The organism is Corynebacterium sp. LK31 (assembly GCF_014335015.1).
GTDB lineage: Bacteria > Actinomycetota > Actinomycetes > Mycobacteriales > Mycobacteriaceae > Corynebacterium > Corynebacterium jeikeium_D.
Genome location: NZ_PDGW01000011.1, coordinates 261,571 through 276,476, shown reverse-complemented (window position 1 = coordinate 276,476; position 14,906 = coordinate 261,571). Strand labels below are relative to the sequence as shown.

Here is a 14,906-nt window from a genome sequence, read left to right as displayed (position 1 = left end):
ACGATAACCGTCACGGGCTAGCGGAAAACATCCACTTTTACCGGGGATACTCCCCTCCACGTGTGCCGACTATACACGCAATCAGAAACGGCGGTAAGGCTGGGTCGTCCTACGCCATAGACTGATTCGGATCAGCGTCGACTACGTTTACTTCTTCCTTAGGAGCATCCTCCGGGTTTGCGCCCTTGATCATCCACTTAATGGTTTCGAGCTCCTCTGGTTTGACCAGCACCTCACGTGCCTTAGATCCCTCTGACGGTCCAACCACTCCGCGAGTTTCCATCAGATCCATCAGTCGACCGGCCTTGGCGAAACCGACTCGCATCTTGCGCTGCAACATCGAGGTCGATCCGTGCTGTGCGGTGACCACCAGCTCGACTGCCTGAAGCAAATCTTCCAGGTCATCTCCGATATCGGGGTCAATGTTGCGCTCAGCCTCAGCACTCTTATCCTCCGTGACACCCTCGGTGTAATCCGGCTCGGCCTGCGCCTTAGCTGCATCGACTACTGCCTGAATCTCTTCGTCTGTGACGAAGGCCCCCTGAAGACGTCGCGGCTTGCCTGCACCCTGTGGGATGAACAGGCCATCGCCCATACCAATGAGCTTTTCAGCACCGCCCTGGTCAAGAATGACGCGGGAGTCCGTGAGCGACGAGGTAGCGAATGCCAGTCTCGATGGCACGTTCGTCTTAATCAAGCCGGTGACCACATCCACAGACGGACGCTGCGTAGCCAGCACCAAGTGGATACCGGCAGCACGGGCCTTTTGCGTGATGCGCACAATCGCATCTTCGATATCGCGGGGTGCGGTCATCATCAGGTCTGCCAACTCGTCAACGACACAGACAATGTACGGGTACGGACGGTACTCGCGCTCCGAGCCAAGTGGGGTCGTAATCTCACCGGACTTGACCTTACGGTTGAAGTCCTTGATGTGACGGACGCGGGCGGCCTTCATGTCCATGTAGCGCTGTTCCATCTCTTCAACCAGCCACTGCAGAGCCGCCGCGGCCTTCTTCGGCTGAGTGATGATTGGCGTAATCAGGTGAGGAATCCCCTCATATGGAGTCAGCTCGACCATCTTCGGGTCCACCAGAATCAGGCGGACATCCTCCGGGGTCGCACGAGTCAGCAGCGAAACCAACATCGAATTTACGAACGCGGACTTACCCGAACCGGTCGAACCGGCAACGAGAAGGTGCGGCATTTTCTGGATGGAGTGCGAGATAAACTCGCCCTCAATATCCTTACCGAGACCGATCAGCATCGGGTCATCGTTCGCAACGGTCTTGGGCGCGTTGAGTACGTCGGCAAGCCGAACCATCTCACGGTCGTTGTTCGGCACCTCGATACCAACGGCCGACTTTCCCGGAATCGGAGTCAGTAAGCGGACATTGTCGGTCGCTACCGCGTAGGCAATGTTGGACTGCAGGTTCGTGATCTTCGAGACCTTCACGCCCGGGCCAAGCTCGACCTCGTAGCGAGTCACCGTCGGACCGCGAGAGAAACCAGTCACCGCAGCATCGACCTTGAATTCTGCGAATACTTCAGTAATCGCCTCAATCATGCGGTCGTTCGTCGCCGTACGTGTCTTGGGACGCTCACCTGGAATCAACAAATTAGTCGATGGCAGGTGGTAGTCAGATTCCGGCGTGCGTGCCGACGAACCGGAAGTACCCTCGGCATCCTTTTCCAATTCAGACTTCGGAGTTGTGGCCGGAATCTTAGAGGCATCGATACCAGAACGAGCGGCAATGGCATCCATTGTGCGGCGGGTAGCCTCAGACACTGCATCCCGCGAATCATCGACAGACGACTCGCCCTGCGGCGCGCTCGCCGGCTCTACGGCCTCAGGTTGAACAGCGGGCTGTTTCGGAGCTCGGGAATCGGAAACACAATTCCGTTCGCTGTTATTAGCTGCAGCAGCCTCCTGCGTCGGGTACTCGGAGTACTCGTCATAATCCTCGTCGACAGCGTGGTAGTTCGTGCCCCCGACAGCTGGAATAGTCGATTCTGTCTCAGCGGTGTCGCGATGTACTGCATCCGACTGAGCTTCCTCCACGTACTCAGCTGCCGGAAACGCCGGCTCCACTGGGGAAACTCGATTGGAGTGCGGTGCCCCATTCCGGACATCGAACACTGTGGTCTTTGCCGAATCGTAGTCGACATCCTCAACCTGACGGGCACGTCGCGGAGCCTGTCGGTTCCTCTGCGGCTCTTCGTCCAAAAGATCGTAGAGGTTACCGTCAGTATCCGGTTCGTCGTAAGGCGCGGGTTCGGGTGCGGATATACGGCTATCCGCGCCACGGCGGGACGCTCGGTAAGCAGGGCGACCGGTCGAACGAGACGAGGAATGTTGCGTGCGGCTGCTGTGGCTTGGGCGACGCTCAATTAGCTGCGTCGGCTGGTCAAAGTCCTCATCGGCATATGCGGTATCGGAATCCCAGCTCGCACGACGTTCCAGCATGTCATCGACATTGCCGTAGGGATCGTCCGATTCCGGCTCGTCGCCGGCACGACGCGAAGACCACTCGGAAAAGTTGAAGTATTCCTTAGTGGCATCGATAAGCTGGCGCACCGTCGCGCCAGAGAGCACCAGAGCGCCGTAAAAAACGATACCCAGCAACAAAACCACGGCGACCCACGAGGTAAACCCGGCTGCTAGCGGCGAACCGATATAACCACCAATTGCGCCACCAGCTGCACGTCGCCCCTGCCAGTCCGCAGGACGACCCGAGCCGATATGCACAATTGCGAGCAGCCCCACCACGATCAGCGAAGCTCCAGTGATGGTAGGTGTCAGACGTTCACGGCGCGGCATAGCATCCAGCATCATTAATACGGAAACAACACCGAGCAGCACCGGAAGTACAAAAGCGCCGATACCAATGAGCGTGCGCACTGCCGTTTCAATGAACTCCCCCACTGGCCCTGCCAGGTGGAACCATGTCGAGCCAGCGAGCACAATCGCCAACGCCAGCACGAGTAGTGCGAGGCCATCCTTCGATCCCGGTTCGCCACCCTCATCGAAGTCTGCGTCGAACTCGTCAGCTGGCACGGAGGCCGGTGCCGGCGGTTCAATTACATCGTCATAGCCGCTAGCTGCTTTACGACGCTTCCTACGGGGCTTCGTCGAAAAATCGGCGTCTCTTTCGCGCCGCGACATATTCTCCTCTTCGTTTCGCTTATTTTTGCGACCGCTGACCCGCCGGGCAAGACCGGCCACGCCGCGGGCAGTTTCAGTCCAGGCGCTGGCCAAGCTATTGGCCACGAACGACATGGCGCTAGGAGTGCGCTCGAATTCCTCCGTGGCGCTGTGCACGGGGTATCGCCGCGTGGCATCTGTCTCCGCAGAGCGGGAAGATCCACGACGATTGTCAGTTCTGGTTCGGCTGGTCGCAGACATGACCATTACCTTACAGCTAACACCGGATCGTTTTCACATTAGTCACACGCGTGTCATTGTTTAACAGGCGTGCTGTCGCGACCGTCCAGAACTGAGAACGTGATTTTAAAGACTGTTGCGCTTGATGCCCGATTCGTCACCGTCGATGGTGACGCGTACCTCGTCACGGCCATAGAGCCACAGCACCAGTTCCCCGACGCTTCCGCGGACAGTCACAACTGGAGCACCTTTAGCACTGTTGTCGATTAGGGTCACCGCAACTCCGTCGTCACGCATTAGCACCACGGTCGAGGTCGAACCGCGCAACATCATACGGCCGGCAGTAGTGACCAGACGCCACAGGTCCGACACTCCGGAGGGCGGCAGCTGACGAACGGTCCAGCCTTCCTGGGCACGACGGACATCCTCGTGATGGACGAAGTTCTCCGCAGCGTTGACGTAGCGGTCTGCCCAGTTCATTGGATTCCATCGCGGAGCACCACTACCCCACTTCCCCACCACTTCGACGTAGGGCATTCGATTGACCTCAGCGGTAACAGCATCGAGGCGGTCCGAAAGCGCCTTGACGAACATCCCGCCCGCGGCATCCAGACGGTTTTCACGAATGTACAGGTGGTTGGCAAGATCCCGGGTCGTCCACCCCTCGCACAAGGTCGGGGCGTCGGGGCCGACGCTGAGCAGTAGATTAGCTAGGTCTTCACGTTCCCGTTCAGCAAAAGTCATAGCTCCAGCCTAGACCAGGCACGGAGAAGCCCGCATCCACACGGTTGTAGGTGGATGCGGGCTCTTACGCTAAAAGACGCTCTAGAAATTTAGATACTTTCGCGCGACTCCTGGATTTCCTCATCGGTAACCTCTTCGGCTGCCTCAGAGGACATCGGCACGATTGTCGGAACAACCATCGGGCTGCGACGCCACTTCTGGTTAATGACACGCTCGGTGCGGCGACGAACTTCCTGAGCCATACGGTACGGGTTGTTCTCGCCACTGCCAGCCAGGTCAAAGAGAGTATCGTCAACGACCTGCTCGACGGTTTCGAGCACTTCCTTGGCGTCGTCCGAGTAACCGCGAGCCTGAGCCCGTGGCTTCTCCAACGGGCGGCCAGTGCGGTTATCAATGACGGCTGTGACGGTGATAAGACCACCTTCACGCATTTCAGCACGGTCTGCCAGCACGTCAGCGTCGACGTCACCCATGGTGACGCCATCGACGTAGAGGTTACCGACCGGAACCTGGCCAACTACACGAGCGCGGCCATCAACGAGGTCGACTACCACACCGTTCTGAGCCAGGACAACGTTCTCTGGCTTCACGCCAGTGGACACAGCCAGCTCCTTGTTGGCACGGAGGTGGCGCCACTCACCGTGAATCGGCATGACGTTCGACGGACGAGCTGCGTTGTAGAGGAACAGCAGCTCGCCGGCAAAGCCGTGACCGGAGGTGTGAACCTTCGCATCCTTACCGGTGATAACCGTGGCACCAATTTGGGCCAGCATGTTGATAACGCCGAAGACTGCCTCTTCGTTACCGGGTACCAGCGAAGAACTGAGGATAATCAGGTCGCCATCACGGACGGTGATCTGACGGTGCTCACGGCGGGCCATGCGAGACAGCGCAGCCATTGGCTCACCCTGCGTACCGGTAGTCACCAGCACGACCTTGTGGGGCGCCATGCGAGCGGCCTCGTTCATTTCCACAATGGTATTTTCCGGAGCGGTCAGCAGCCCCAATTCCTGCGCGATGCGCATGTTGCGAATCATAGAGCGACCGTTGAAGGCAACCTTGCGGCCAGCCTTAACAGCTGCGTCGATGACCGCCTGCACGCGGTAAACATTCGATGCGAAGGCCGCGACGATAACGCGCTGCTTGGCATCCATAATCAGACGGCGCAGAGTTGGAGCCAGCTCCGCCTCGGATCCCGAGAAGCCCGGAATCGTAGCGTTGGTGGACTCACACAAGAAGAGGTCGATTCCCTCATCACCGTAGCGGCTCAGCGCCGGCAGGTCAGTCGGCTTTCCGTCCGGCGGGGTCTGATCCATCTTCACGTCACCGGTGTGGACGACCATGCCGGCTCCGGTCTTAATGACGATGCCAAGGCACTCCGGAATCGAGTGGTTGACATTGAAGAAACGCAGATCGAACGGGCCACGCTGAATGTGGCTGGTGTCGTTGACCTCGATGACCTTCGGGCGCTGACGGTGTTCCTGTGTCTTGGCCTGAATCAGTGCCAGGGTAAAGCGAGAAGCAATAATCGGGATGTCCGCGCGCTGCTTGAGCAACCAAGGGATAGCACCGATGTGGTCCTCGTGACCGTGGGTGACCACGAGAGCTTCCACGCGATCCCACTTGTCTTCCATGTAGGAGAAGTCAGGCAGGATCAGGTCAACACCCGGCTCATCCGAGCTCGGGAACAGCACGCCGCAGTCGACGATGATCAGGCGGTTCTTGTACTCCAACACGGTCATATTGCGACCGATTTCGGAAATACCGCCCAGTGCAACCACGCGCAGGCCGTCCTTGGGGGCCTTCGGCGGTGCAGGAAGACGCTGGGTCAAGTCCGCACCCTGCATCGACTGGACTACGTTACGACGGTTGCCACCGCGTCCGCCACGGCCACCCCTCGAACTATTTCCGCGATTACCTCCACGGCCACCGCGACCACCGCGGGAACCGCGGTTGGAAGAATTCGAGGAACCTTGGGACTTCTTAGCGTTACCGGAGTTCTTACGCTCACCGGAACGCTGCGAGGACTTCGAGCCGTTGGATTTAGCTCCACCCTTGTCGGAACCCTTGGATGCAGAGTTATTGGACTGCTCTGCTGCAGCCACGTCGGACTCGGAAGGCGGACCAGCCTTACGAGTTACCTTGCGGGCGCGATTGCGTCCTTCAGCCACTACAGAACACCTGCCTTCCGCATAGCTTCTTCAAGCACCTCAAGCTGCTGGTCATTTGCTGCAATTTGCGGCAAGCGTGGATCTCCTATCTCAATGCCCTGCAGACGCAGAGCGGATTTAGCAAAACTTACACCGCCAAGTGCAGCCTGAGCGGCAAACAGCGGAGTCATCTTCGCGTGGGCAGCCTGCGCACCAGCAAGGTCTCCCTTGTCAAAGCAAGAGCGCACCTCAGCCAGCAGCTGCGGGGCTGCATGTCCAATAACGGAAATAAACCCGGTGGCGCCAATAGACAGCCACGGAAGGTTCAGCACATCGTCACCGGAGTACCACGCCAAATCAGTATTAGCGATAATGCCGGCGGCAGCTCCCAAATCCCCCTTGGCGTCCTTAACAGCCTGGATTCTCGGGTGCTCCGCCAACCGGTAAATGGTATCAACTTCAATCGGAATAACCGAACGCGGTGGAATGTCATACAGACACACCGGCGCCTCGGTTGCGTCAGCCACTGCCGTAAAGTGACGGTACAGCCCCTCCTGGGACGGCTTGGAGTAATACGGCGTGACGACGAGCAGCGCATCCGCGCCCGCCTCCACAGAAGCCTTTGCCAGCTCGATGGACCCGGCCGTGTCATTGGTGCCGGCACCGGCCACGAGCTTAACCTCGTCACCCATCTCTGCACGGACAGCTCGGAGAAGCTCAAGCTTTTCCTCAACCGTCGTAGTAGGCGACTCGCCGGTAGTACCGGCCAGAATGAGTGCATCGCAGCCACCGTCTACAAGATGACCAGCGAGCTGCACACCCGCCTTGACATCGAGGTTTCCGTCCTTATCAAAAGGGGTCACCATAGCTACGGCGACGGTGCCGAAAATGTCAGCACCGCGAGTTGACGCAATTCCTGTGCTCATTGTTGACTACCTTTTCTTAAAAATCTCAATCGACTATATCTTCACACTGTACGTGCGATTACCCCTCGAAGGCGTAAGGACTCGACGCGACGACCGACCCATCCTTCAGAGTGTTAATCTCAAAATCCCCAAAAGCAACAGGAGCACAGCGCTGCAGCTCCCGCAGGCAAGCCACTGCCAACTCCCGAATTTCAGCATCGGCATGCTCAGTCGCACGCATCGAAATGAAGTGGCGCCAAGACCGGAAATTACCAGTAACCACGATTCGAGTTTCGGTGGCATTGGGTAAAACCGCCCGGGCTGCCTGGCGTGCCTGCTTTCGCCGCAAGATAGCGTTGGGCTCGTCGGCCCACTTCTCTTCCAGTGCGTCTAATAACTCACCATAGGCGAAACGGGACTGATCAACCGCGCTTTCGAAAACTCGCAACAGATCCGGGTCCTCCGCAATTGCGGGAGGAACCACAACATTGTTGGAACTGGCCGGCACAAACCGCTGCGACAACTGCGAAAAGGAAAAGTGGCGGTGCCGTGTGAGTTCATGTGCACACGAGCGCGACAGCCCACGAACATAGATGCTTGCACTTGCGTGTTCAAAAAGTGAGGTGTGGCCTACCTCAAGCACATGTCGCAGATATCCCCTATTCGTCGCCGTTCGTGGATTGGGCTTGTCCCACGTTTCATAACAAGCCCTGCCGGAGAACTCAATCAATGCTTCCCCACCATCGGCATCGGTATCAAAGTCGATGTCCTCCGGCGGGAAGAAGTTGGTCGCGGCGATTAGCTGCGCCTTGAGAGTGACATTTTCAGACATTTTCAGTTAACTCCCGACCATTAAAGTCCCAGGAACGGCTCCAGTCCCACAGTCAGGCCCGGAAAATCCTCAATCTTGCGCACACCCAGCAGAACGCCTGGTACGAAGCTGGTGCGCGAGTAGGAGTCCTGCTTGATGGTGAGCGACTGCCCTTCTGCACCAAAGATAACGGTCTCGTGAGCCACCGAACCGGTCATACGGACTGCGTGCACCGGAATGCCCTCGACCTCAGCACCGCGAGCACCATCGAGAGTTTGCTCAGTGGCGTCCGGCTGCTCCCCCATGCCGGCTTCCTTGCGAGCACGAGCAATAGCCTCAGCAGTGTGGATAGCGGTGCCCGAGGGGGCATCCTTCTTAAAAGGGTGGTGCATTTCGATAACTTCAGCGGAATCGAAGTACGGAGCGGCTAGCTCCGCCATCTTCATCGTCAGTACCGCGGAGATTGCGAAGTTCGGTGCAATAAGAACATTGGCCTCACCGGCGGCGTCGTCAAGCCAGCGCTGCACCTGATCGAGGCGCTCCTTGGTAAAACCCGTAGTACCCACGACGGCGTTGATGCCATTCTTAATGCAGAACTCAAGATTGCCCATCACAGCGTCGGGCTGAGTAAAGTCAACAATGGTCTGCACACCAGCGGTGACAAGTTCATTCAGGTCATCGCCAGAGTCGAGACCCGCTGCCAGCTCCAAATCGTCGGCGGCTTCGACTGCCTCGCAGATGGTGGACCCTACCTTGCCCTTGGCGCCAAGTACGCCGACCTTGATATTGCTCACAGCTATTGTCCTTTCCCAACGGGTTTATCTTTCTCCCTTACCTTAGAATGTGTTGGCCAACTTGTGTGCCAATGCCCCCGTCCGCTTTGCCTTTTTGTCGACTTACGACGGGGTTTTTGTTGCGCTAAGATTCCATATCTTCGACAATTACCTATTTCTGTACCGATATATAGAAAGAGACTTCAATTGGTTTCTGAATCTGAAGATTCCGAACTCAGCCCAAGTTCGGAGGCACCACAGGCCGATGCGCCCAAAAGTGCTTATATGGCCATTTACGTGCTACTAGCTGCGGCATTCATGGCTATCTTGAACGAGACGGTCATGAGCGTCGCAATTCCCGTCGTCAAGGCGGACCTCGGAATCAGCGCAGCTACCGCAGGCTGGCTGACAACATCGTTCCTACTGACCATGGCAGTTGTCATTCCGGTCACTGGATTTCTCATTTCGGCAGTGCCGTTCCGCATTCTTTTCGCGGTCAGTCAAGGACTATTCGTCGTGGGCACTCTCATCGGTGCTTTCGCGCCAAACTTCGCGATCGTTCTGCTCGCACGCATTGTCCAAGCGTCCGGTACCGCAGTGCTGCTGCCGCTGCTGATGACCACGGTGCTCAACGTAGTACCGGAGCATGAGCGCGGGCGCATGATGGGACGAATGAGCGTGGTCATCGCTGTCGCGCCTGCTATCGGACCGACCATCTCCGGTCTCATTCTGGAGATTGCCAATAACAATTGGCATGCGCTTTTCGACACGATGTTGCCGCTCGGCCTAATTGTGCTGGTAGTGGGCGTCATCCTCGTTCCCAATATTGAGGAAAACTCCGCGAAGCCCATCGATATCCTCTCGGTGTTCCTCAGTGCCGGCGCATTCGGCCCGCTGGTGTACGCGCTGAGCCGCGTAGGCGCAGAGTTTTCGCTTATCGACGGAATCCTGTGCGCAGTCGGCATCGTGCTGTTGGTGTTCTTCATCATGCGCCAGCGCCGTTTGGCACCGCACAACCGAGCTCTGCTGGATCTTCGAACCTTCCGCACAAAGAGCTTTAGGCTGTCCACAATCATTCTGACCATTGGTTTCATGCTGATGTTCGGTGTGATCATCATTTTGCCGCTCTACCTCAATCTGCGAGGTGTCGACGTCAAGACTATTGGTTTGATTGTGATGCCTGGTCCACTGGTTATGGGTCTGATGGGACCGGCTGTCGGCCGGCTCTTTGACAGCTATGGTCCGCGCCCACTGGCAATTCCCGGCTCCATTGTCCTTGCCCTCGGTCTTTTCGGGCTCGGCTTCATCTCAGCATCGACTCCGCTATGGTGGATTGTCGCCTGCCACATCGTCCTTGAGATTGGCCTGGGGCTGCTGTTTACTCCGCTGTTCACATTCGGTCTTGGTGATCTTCCGAAGCGCCTCTACCCGGATGGCTCAGCAATCATGAACACGCTACAGCAGGTTGCCGGCGCTGTCGGTACCGCACTGTTTGTGGCGCTGTCAGCTGTTATTGCCACTGGCCTGTCCGGCACTGGTGCAGCAGCTCCTGCCGCCGACGACTTGATTCGTGGCTATAGCATTGCGATGTTTACCGCCGCGGGATTTGCCGTGGTGCTAATCTTCCTCACCACGCTGCTCAAGCCGCAGCGGAAGAAGATTGCATTACAGTAGCCCCCCCCAAGACCGGGGGGAATACCGCCTAAACTAGGCGGCTTGCTCCCGGCCCGGGATTTCCAACGAAAAACTCCGGTTCCGGCATTCCTCTGTCACGGAAGGCCGACGCAACTGCATTCGCTGCAGCACTGACACGGTCGTGTGGCAGCAGCGCAATGGCACTGCCGCCAAAGCCACCGCCAGTCATTCGGGCACCAAGCGCCCCCTGCTCAAGCGCTACGTCCACAGCAAGATCCAGCTCTGGACAGGAAACTTCGTAGTCATTCCTCAGCGAAAGATGGCTTGCCACCATCAACGTGCCAAAGGCCTCGAAGTCCCCCTCGGAAAGCTTTTCAATCGCCTGTGCCGTCCGGTCAATTTCGGTAACAACGTGACGTACTCGGCGCGCCACGGTATCAACCCATTGATCCCTATCTGCCTCAGCTGGGACGTTCTCCTTCGCCCAATTGATAGCAGCACCAACTGCATCATCCAGACCGCGGAAATCAGATACCCCAAGACCATTTGTCACGGCATCGATGATTCCGCGACGCGTCGCATACTGACCATCCGAGAGACTATGCCGAACGTTGGTGTTGATTACCAAAACCTCTAGGTCCTCGTCTGCGAAAGCAGCCTTTACAAGCTGGTCAGAACTCTTCGCAAAATCAATGACCAGTGCGTGGTTTTCCTTGCCCTTGATGGAAATACGCTGATCCAGACCGCCGGTAGAGGCACCAATGACCTCATTTTCTGCGCGGATAGCCGCCTCAACAATTCCCTGCTGCTCTTCATCGTTTGGTGCGCGCCCGTGGACGAGCTCAAAGGCTGCAACGCCGACAGAACACTCCAGAGCGGCGGAGCTGGAGAGCCCGGAACCGATCGGAACATCGGAGGAAATCGCAATGTCAAGGCTTGGACAATCCGCGGGCAACAGCCCTGCCTCACGCATAGCCCAGATAGTGCCAACTGCGTATCCCGTCCAATTTGCAGGAGAGTTCGGACCGACATCGGACATTGCGATAGCAACCGGCTTGTCACCGTCTGCGACGTCGTCCTTGTCCATCAAGTCCGAAACAACTCGCACTGTCCACGAGTCACCAGCAGCCTGGGCACCCACCGCTGCGAAAGTACTCTGTGCCAACGCGAATGGCAGACAGATACCACCGGCATAATCGACATGCTCGCCAATCAGGTTGACTCTGCCTGGGGCGCGGAAGACGCCCTGTGGTTCCGAACCGAAACTGCGGCGGAATTGCTCAGTTACGTCAGATACCGCCTGTTTATGGGAGCGAGTGGGAAGCCAGCGAGTCTGGCCAACTTCCCGGAAGCGGTCAGCGATTGCCTCCGGGGTCGTGTCCGAAATCCAGGCTCCTTGCCCGGACTCTGAACCCGCGAGGAACTTCATGCGTCCTGCAGAGCGCATCATGGAATAGAGCTGCAGGTGGAGGCGGCCAAACTGGTGATCCTCGCCTACCGGAGCTTGGTTCCATGCTGCGATGTACGGCGTTTTGTCGATGCCGGGGAAGAATCGGTCAATACGTCGCAGCAGGTCAAGATACATTGCTGTCAGTTCGTCCTTCTCCGCATCGGTCAGCTCCTGAAAACCACCGACAGCGCGGTTAGCCATAATCATGACTTCGACTGGCCACTTAGCTGCAGCTGGGACGAATGCGGTGAAGTACTCCCCTTCTGCGATGATCCGTCGACCTGAAGCCTTTTCGGCCTCCAGGACATCCTCAAAGAGGTCACGACCGGTGGTTTCGAAGTGGGCTTTCGCGCGTGAAACAATGGCTGCCGCACGTGGGGGCAGATACGGGTACGAGTAAATCTGCCCATGAGGATGCTGCAGCGTTACCCCAATTTCCTTGCCCCTGTTTTCAAAGGGGAACACCAACCTCACACCTTCGAGCTTGCTGAGTTCCGCAGTGCGGTGCGCCCACGCTTCAATAACGGTGCGAGCACGAGTAAAGGTCAGATCCCGGAAGGAGTCCGAAACATTCGGGGTAAAGCAGACAACCTCACACCGAGCCAAGGCCGGCTTCCGCGGGAAAATCTCGGCGCCGTCGACAGTTTGGGCAAAGTCATCCGGAACTTCCATGTGCATGGAAAGCGAAGGGAAGCGGTTTTCAAAAACCACCACGTCGTAGTCACTGGCAGGCACCTCTGTGGGAAGTTGTTCCGGCAGCGTCGGAGCTAGTGGGTTCTCACCAGCAGGAGGCATAAAGGTGCGGTTCATGCGGTGCGCCGCGTAGCAGTACCACTCACCCGTCAGCGGATCTTGGCGCAGCTCCGACTCCGTAATCGCCTGTGGCAAATCACGTTCGTCGGTTAACTTTCGAGTCTTTTTGCCCGAGACATAGTCCGGTTCATCGTCGAAGTAGATTAGCTCGCGACCGTCGGCAAGCGTAGTGCGCGTTACCGAAAAAGCGTGAGAAGGCTGGTCATCGGTTGTCATTTTTACTCCTTATGATTCTTCGACAACCGTTGGGCGCAGTTTTGCCCAGGCATAGAAAACGATTGCAAAGAGAAGCAGGGCTATGCCGCTGTACAGGTTATACATCGGCTCTTTGGCAACACTGGTCTCCGGGTTAACTCCAGGATCGAGGAACAGCCACGACAGCAGCAAAATGATGCCGTAAAGACCAAGCAGCGCCCCAATGACATTGCGAATGTCAAAGGCACCTGCTTTCTTATTACCCGTGCTGATAGTCGCTTCTACAGTTGAATTGTTGTGTGTCCGTGACATGATTTCTCACTAGCTCCTATGCGAAAACGATGTTAAGAACTACGGCCATCACCAGGCACAAAATACCCAGCGGAACAGTTCGCTGTAACAATGGCAGCTCTGCCTCAGCAGCGTCTGTGAAGTGAGCCTTCGGCGTGACGGACTTGACGAAGCCCACCAGCTCCTCATCGGGTTTCGGCGTTGTCATGAGCGAAACGACCACAGCCACCACAATATCGACGACGAATGCCACGGAGGCGGCAGCGAACGCAGTGCCCTGCCCCGGCAGCTCAAAGATAGTTGCGCTTGCCGACGTGAACTCGGAGATGTACCAGTACAAAATCGCAGCACCCGTTCCTGCGAGCAGAGACGTCCAACCTGCTGTCGGCGTCATGCGCTTCCAGAACATACCGATAAGGAAGGTAGCGAACAACGGTGCGTTGAAGAAGCCGAATAGCGTCTGCAGGTAGTCCATGACGTTGCCGAAATTATCGGCAATCAATGCGGTGAACACTGCGATGCCGGTCGCGCCAATGGTAGCGATACGACCAACCTTGAGGTAGTAATCATCTGCTCGATTTTTGACGACGTAGGTCTGCCAAATGTCGTAGCTAAAGACTGTGTTGAACGCGGAGATATTCGCCGCCATACCTGCCATAAAGGCTGCTAGTAGCCCTGCAATAGCGATGCCCAGCAGGCCGTTGGGAAGCAAATCTCTCATTAGGTACAGAATTGCGTCGTTAGGCTTGGCAGTCTGATCCATGATGGGTGCGACAGTCGCGCCGGCGATCATGCCCGGCAGCACCACGATGAACGGAATGAACATCTTTGGAAACGCGCCGATAATTGGAGTCTTGCGTGCGGCCGACAGCGAATCGGCTGCCATGGATCGCTGAACCTCCACGAAGTTCGTTGTCCAATAGCCAAAGGACAGCACGAATCCCAAACCGAATACCAATCCGATGACTGAAACTACCGGGTTGTCAAAACCAGAAATATCCGTGCCCGGCCAGGTGTGGAAGTGCGATTCAGTGGCAACTTTTTCCTTAAGCCCCGACCAGCCGCCGACGCTGTGCAGACCGATTAGAGTCAGTGGCAATAGAGCTGCGACAATCACGAAGAACTGAAGTACCTCGTTGTAAATCGCTGCGGACAGTCCGCCCAACGTGATGTAGGACAGCACAATGACTGCAGCGACGACCAATGTCAGCCACAGTGGCCAGCCGAGTAGCGCATTGACCACTTTGGCCAGCAGCAAAAGGTTGATACCCGCGATGAGCAGCTGCGCGACGGCGAATGAAATCGCGTTGACAAGGTGCGCTCCGGGACCAAAACGACGCAGCATGAATTCTGGTACTGAGCGAACCTTGGAGCCATAGTAAAAGGGCATCATGACAATGCCCAGGAACACCATGGCGGGAACCGCACCAATCCAGAAGTAGTGCATGGTCTGGAAACCGTATTCCACACCATTTGCGGACATACCGACGATTTCCACTGCGCCTAGGTTGGCTGAGACGAACGCCAACCCTGTCACCCAAGCCGGCAGTGAGCGCCCAGAGAGGAAGAAGTCAATGGAGCTGGACACTTTGGCTCGTGCAGCCCAGCCAATGCCTAGGACGAATAGGAAGTATAGGGCAACAATGGAGTAATCCACCCATGATGCCTCGAGCCGTAGGGCTGATTGCGCCACTATCACGACGGCCTCCTCACAATTAGGGAGTCAAAACGTATTCAGGAAATGCACGAATCGG

10 protein-coding genes are annotated in these 14,906 nt (G+C 57.1%); 1 reads left to right on the top strand and 9 read right to left on the bottom strand.

The features are described 5' to 3' along the window. Window positions 1-109: 109 nt before the first annotated feature. From CRD18_RS03480 to dapB, 6 genes are all read right to left on the bottom strand, one after another. Window positions 110-3,406 carry a DNA translocase FtsK gene (locus CRD18_RS03480; RefSeq protein ID WP_049193034.1) on the bottom strand — a complete coding sequence of 1,099 codons (3,297 nt, stop codon included), beginning with the start codon at window positions 3,404-3,406 and terminating at the stop codon, window positions 110-112. 105 nt (window positions 3,407-3,511) lie between these two features. Then, on the bottom strand, window positions 3,512-4,129 hold the full coding sequence (locus CRD18_RS03475; protein WP_049170848.1) for a TIGR03085 family metal-binding protein: 618 nt from the start codon (window positions 4,127-4,129) through the stop codon (window positions 3,512-3,514). 89 nt (window positions 4,130-4,218) lie between these two features. Further along, entirely contained in the window at window positions 4,219-6,300 is a 2,082-nt protein-coding gene (locus CRD18_RS03470) for a ribonuclease J (RefSeq protein ID WP_049170842.1), read from the bottom strand. Continuing rightward, window positions 6,300-7,205, bottom strand: coding sequence for a 4-hydroxy-tetrahydrodipicolinate synthase (gene dapA, locus CRD18_RS03465; RefSeq protein ID WP_049170841.1), 906 nt, complete (start codon window positions 7,203-7,205; stop codon window positions 6,300-6,302). The genes CRD18_RS03470 and dapA overlap by 1 nt, the downstream gene beginning before the upstream one ends. Window positions 7,206-7,263: 58 nt before the next feature. Continuing rightward, entirely contained in the window at window positions 7,264-8,016 is a 753-nt protein-coding gene (thyX, locus tag CRD18_RS03460) for an FAD-dependent thymidylate synthase (RefSeq protein WP_049170838.1), read from the bottom strand. Between the two features lie 20 nt (window positions 8,017-8,036). Then, window positions 8,037-8,789, bottom strand: a complete 753-nt coding sequence (gene dapB, locus CRD18_RS03455) for a 4-hydroxy-tetrahydrodipicolinate reductase (RefSeq protein ID WP_049170836.1) — start codon at window positions 8,787-8,789, stop codon at window positions 8,037-8,039. Between the two features lie 264 nt (window positions 8,790-9,053). Here dapB and CRD18_RS03450 point away from each other — a divergent pair, with 264 nt between their 5' ends. Then, window positions 9,054-10,442 carry an MDR family MFS transporter gene (locus CRD18_RS03450; protein ID WP_224433133.1) on the top strand — a complete coding sequence of 463 codons (1,389 nt, stop codon included), beginning with the start codon at window positions 9,054-9,056 and terminating at the stop codon, window positions 10,440-10,442. A 28-nt stretch (window positions 10,443-10,470) separates the two neighbouring features. Here CRD18_RS03450 and galK read toward each other — a convergent pair whose 3' ends face one another. Genes galK through CRD18_RS03435 form a run of 3 tightly spaced genes read right to left on the bottom strand, consistent with a single transcriptional unit; the run spans window position 10,471 to window position 14,851 of the window. After that, window positions 10,471-12,882 (bottom strand): galactokinase, encoded by a 2,412-nt coding sequence (galK, locus tag CRD18_RS11200; RefSeq protein WP_187406512.1) that lies wholly within the window; start codon window positions 12,880-12,882, stop codon window positions 10,471-10,473. A 9-nt stretch (window positions 12,883-12,891) separates the two neighbouring features. Beyond that, window positions 12,892-13,173, bottom strand: coding sequence for a hypothetical protein (locus CRD18_RS03440; protein ID WP_049170832.1), 282 nt, complete (start codon window positions 13,171-13,173; stop codon window positions 12,892-12,894). A 16-nt stretch (window positions 13,174-13,189) separates the two neighbouring features. Next, a complete protein-coding gene (locus CRD18_RS03435) occupies window positions 13,190-14,851 on the bottom strand; it encodes a sodium:solute symporter family protein (protein ID WP_187406511.1) in 1,662 nt (553 codons plus the stop codon). Window positions 14,852-14,906: the final 55 nt, after the last annotated feature.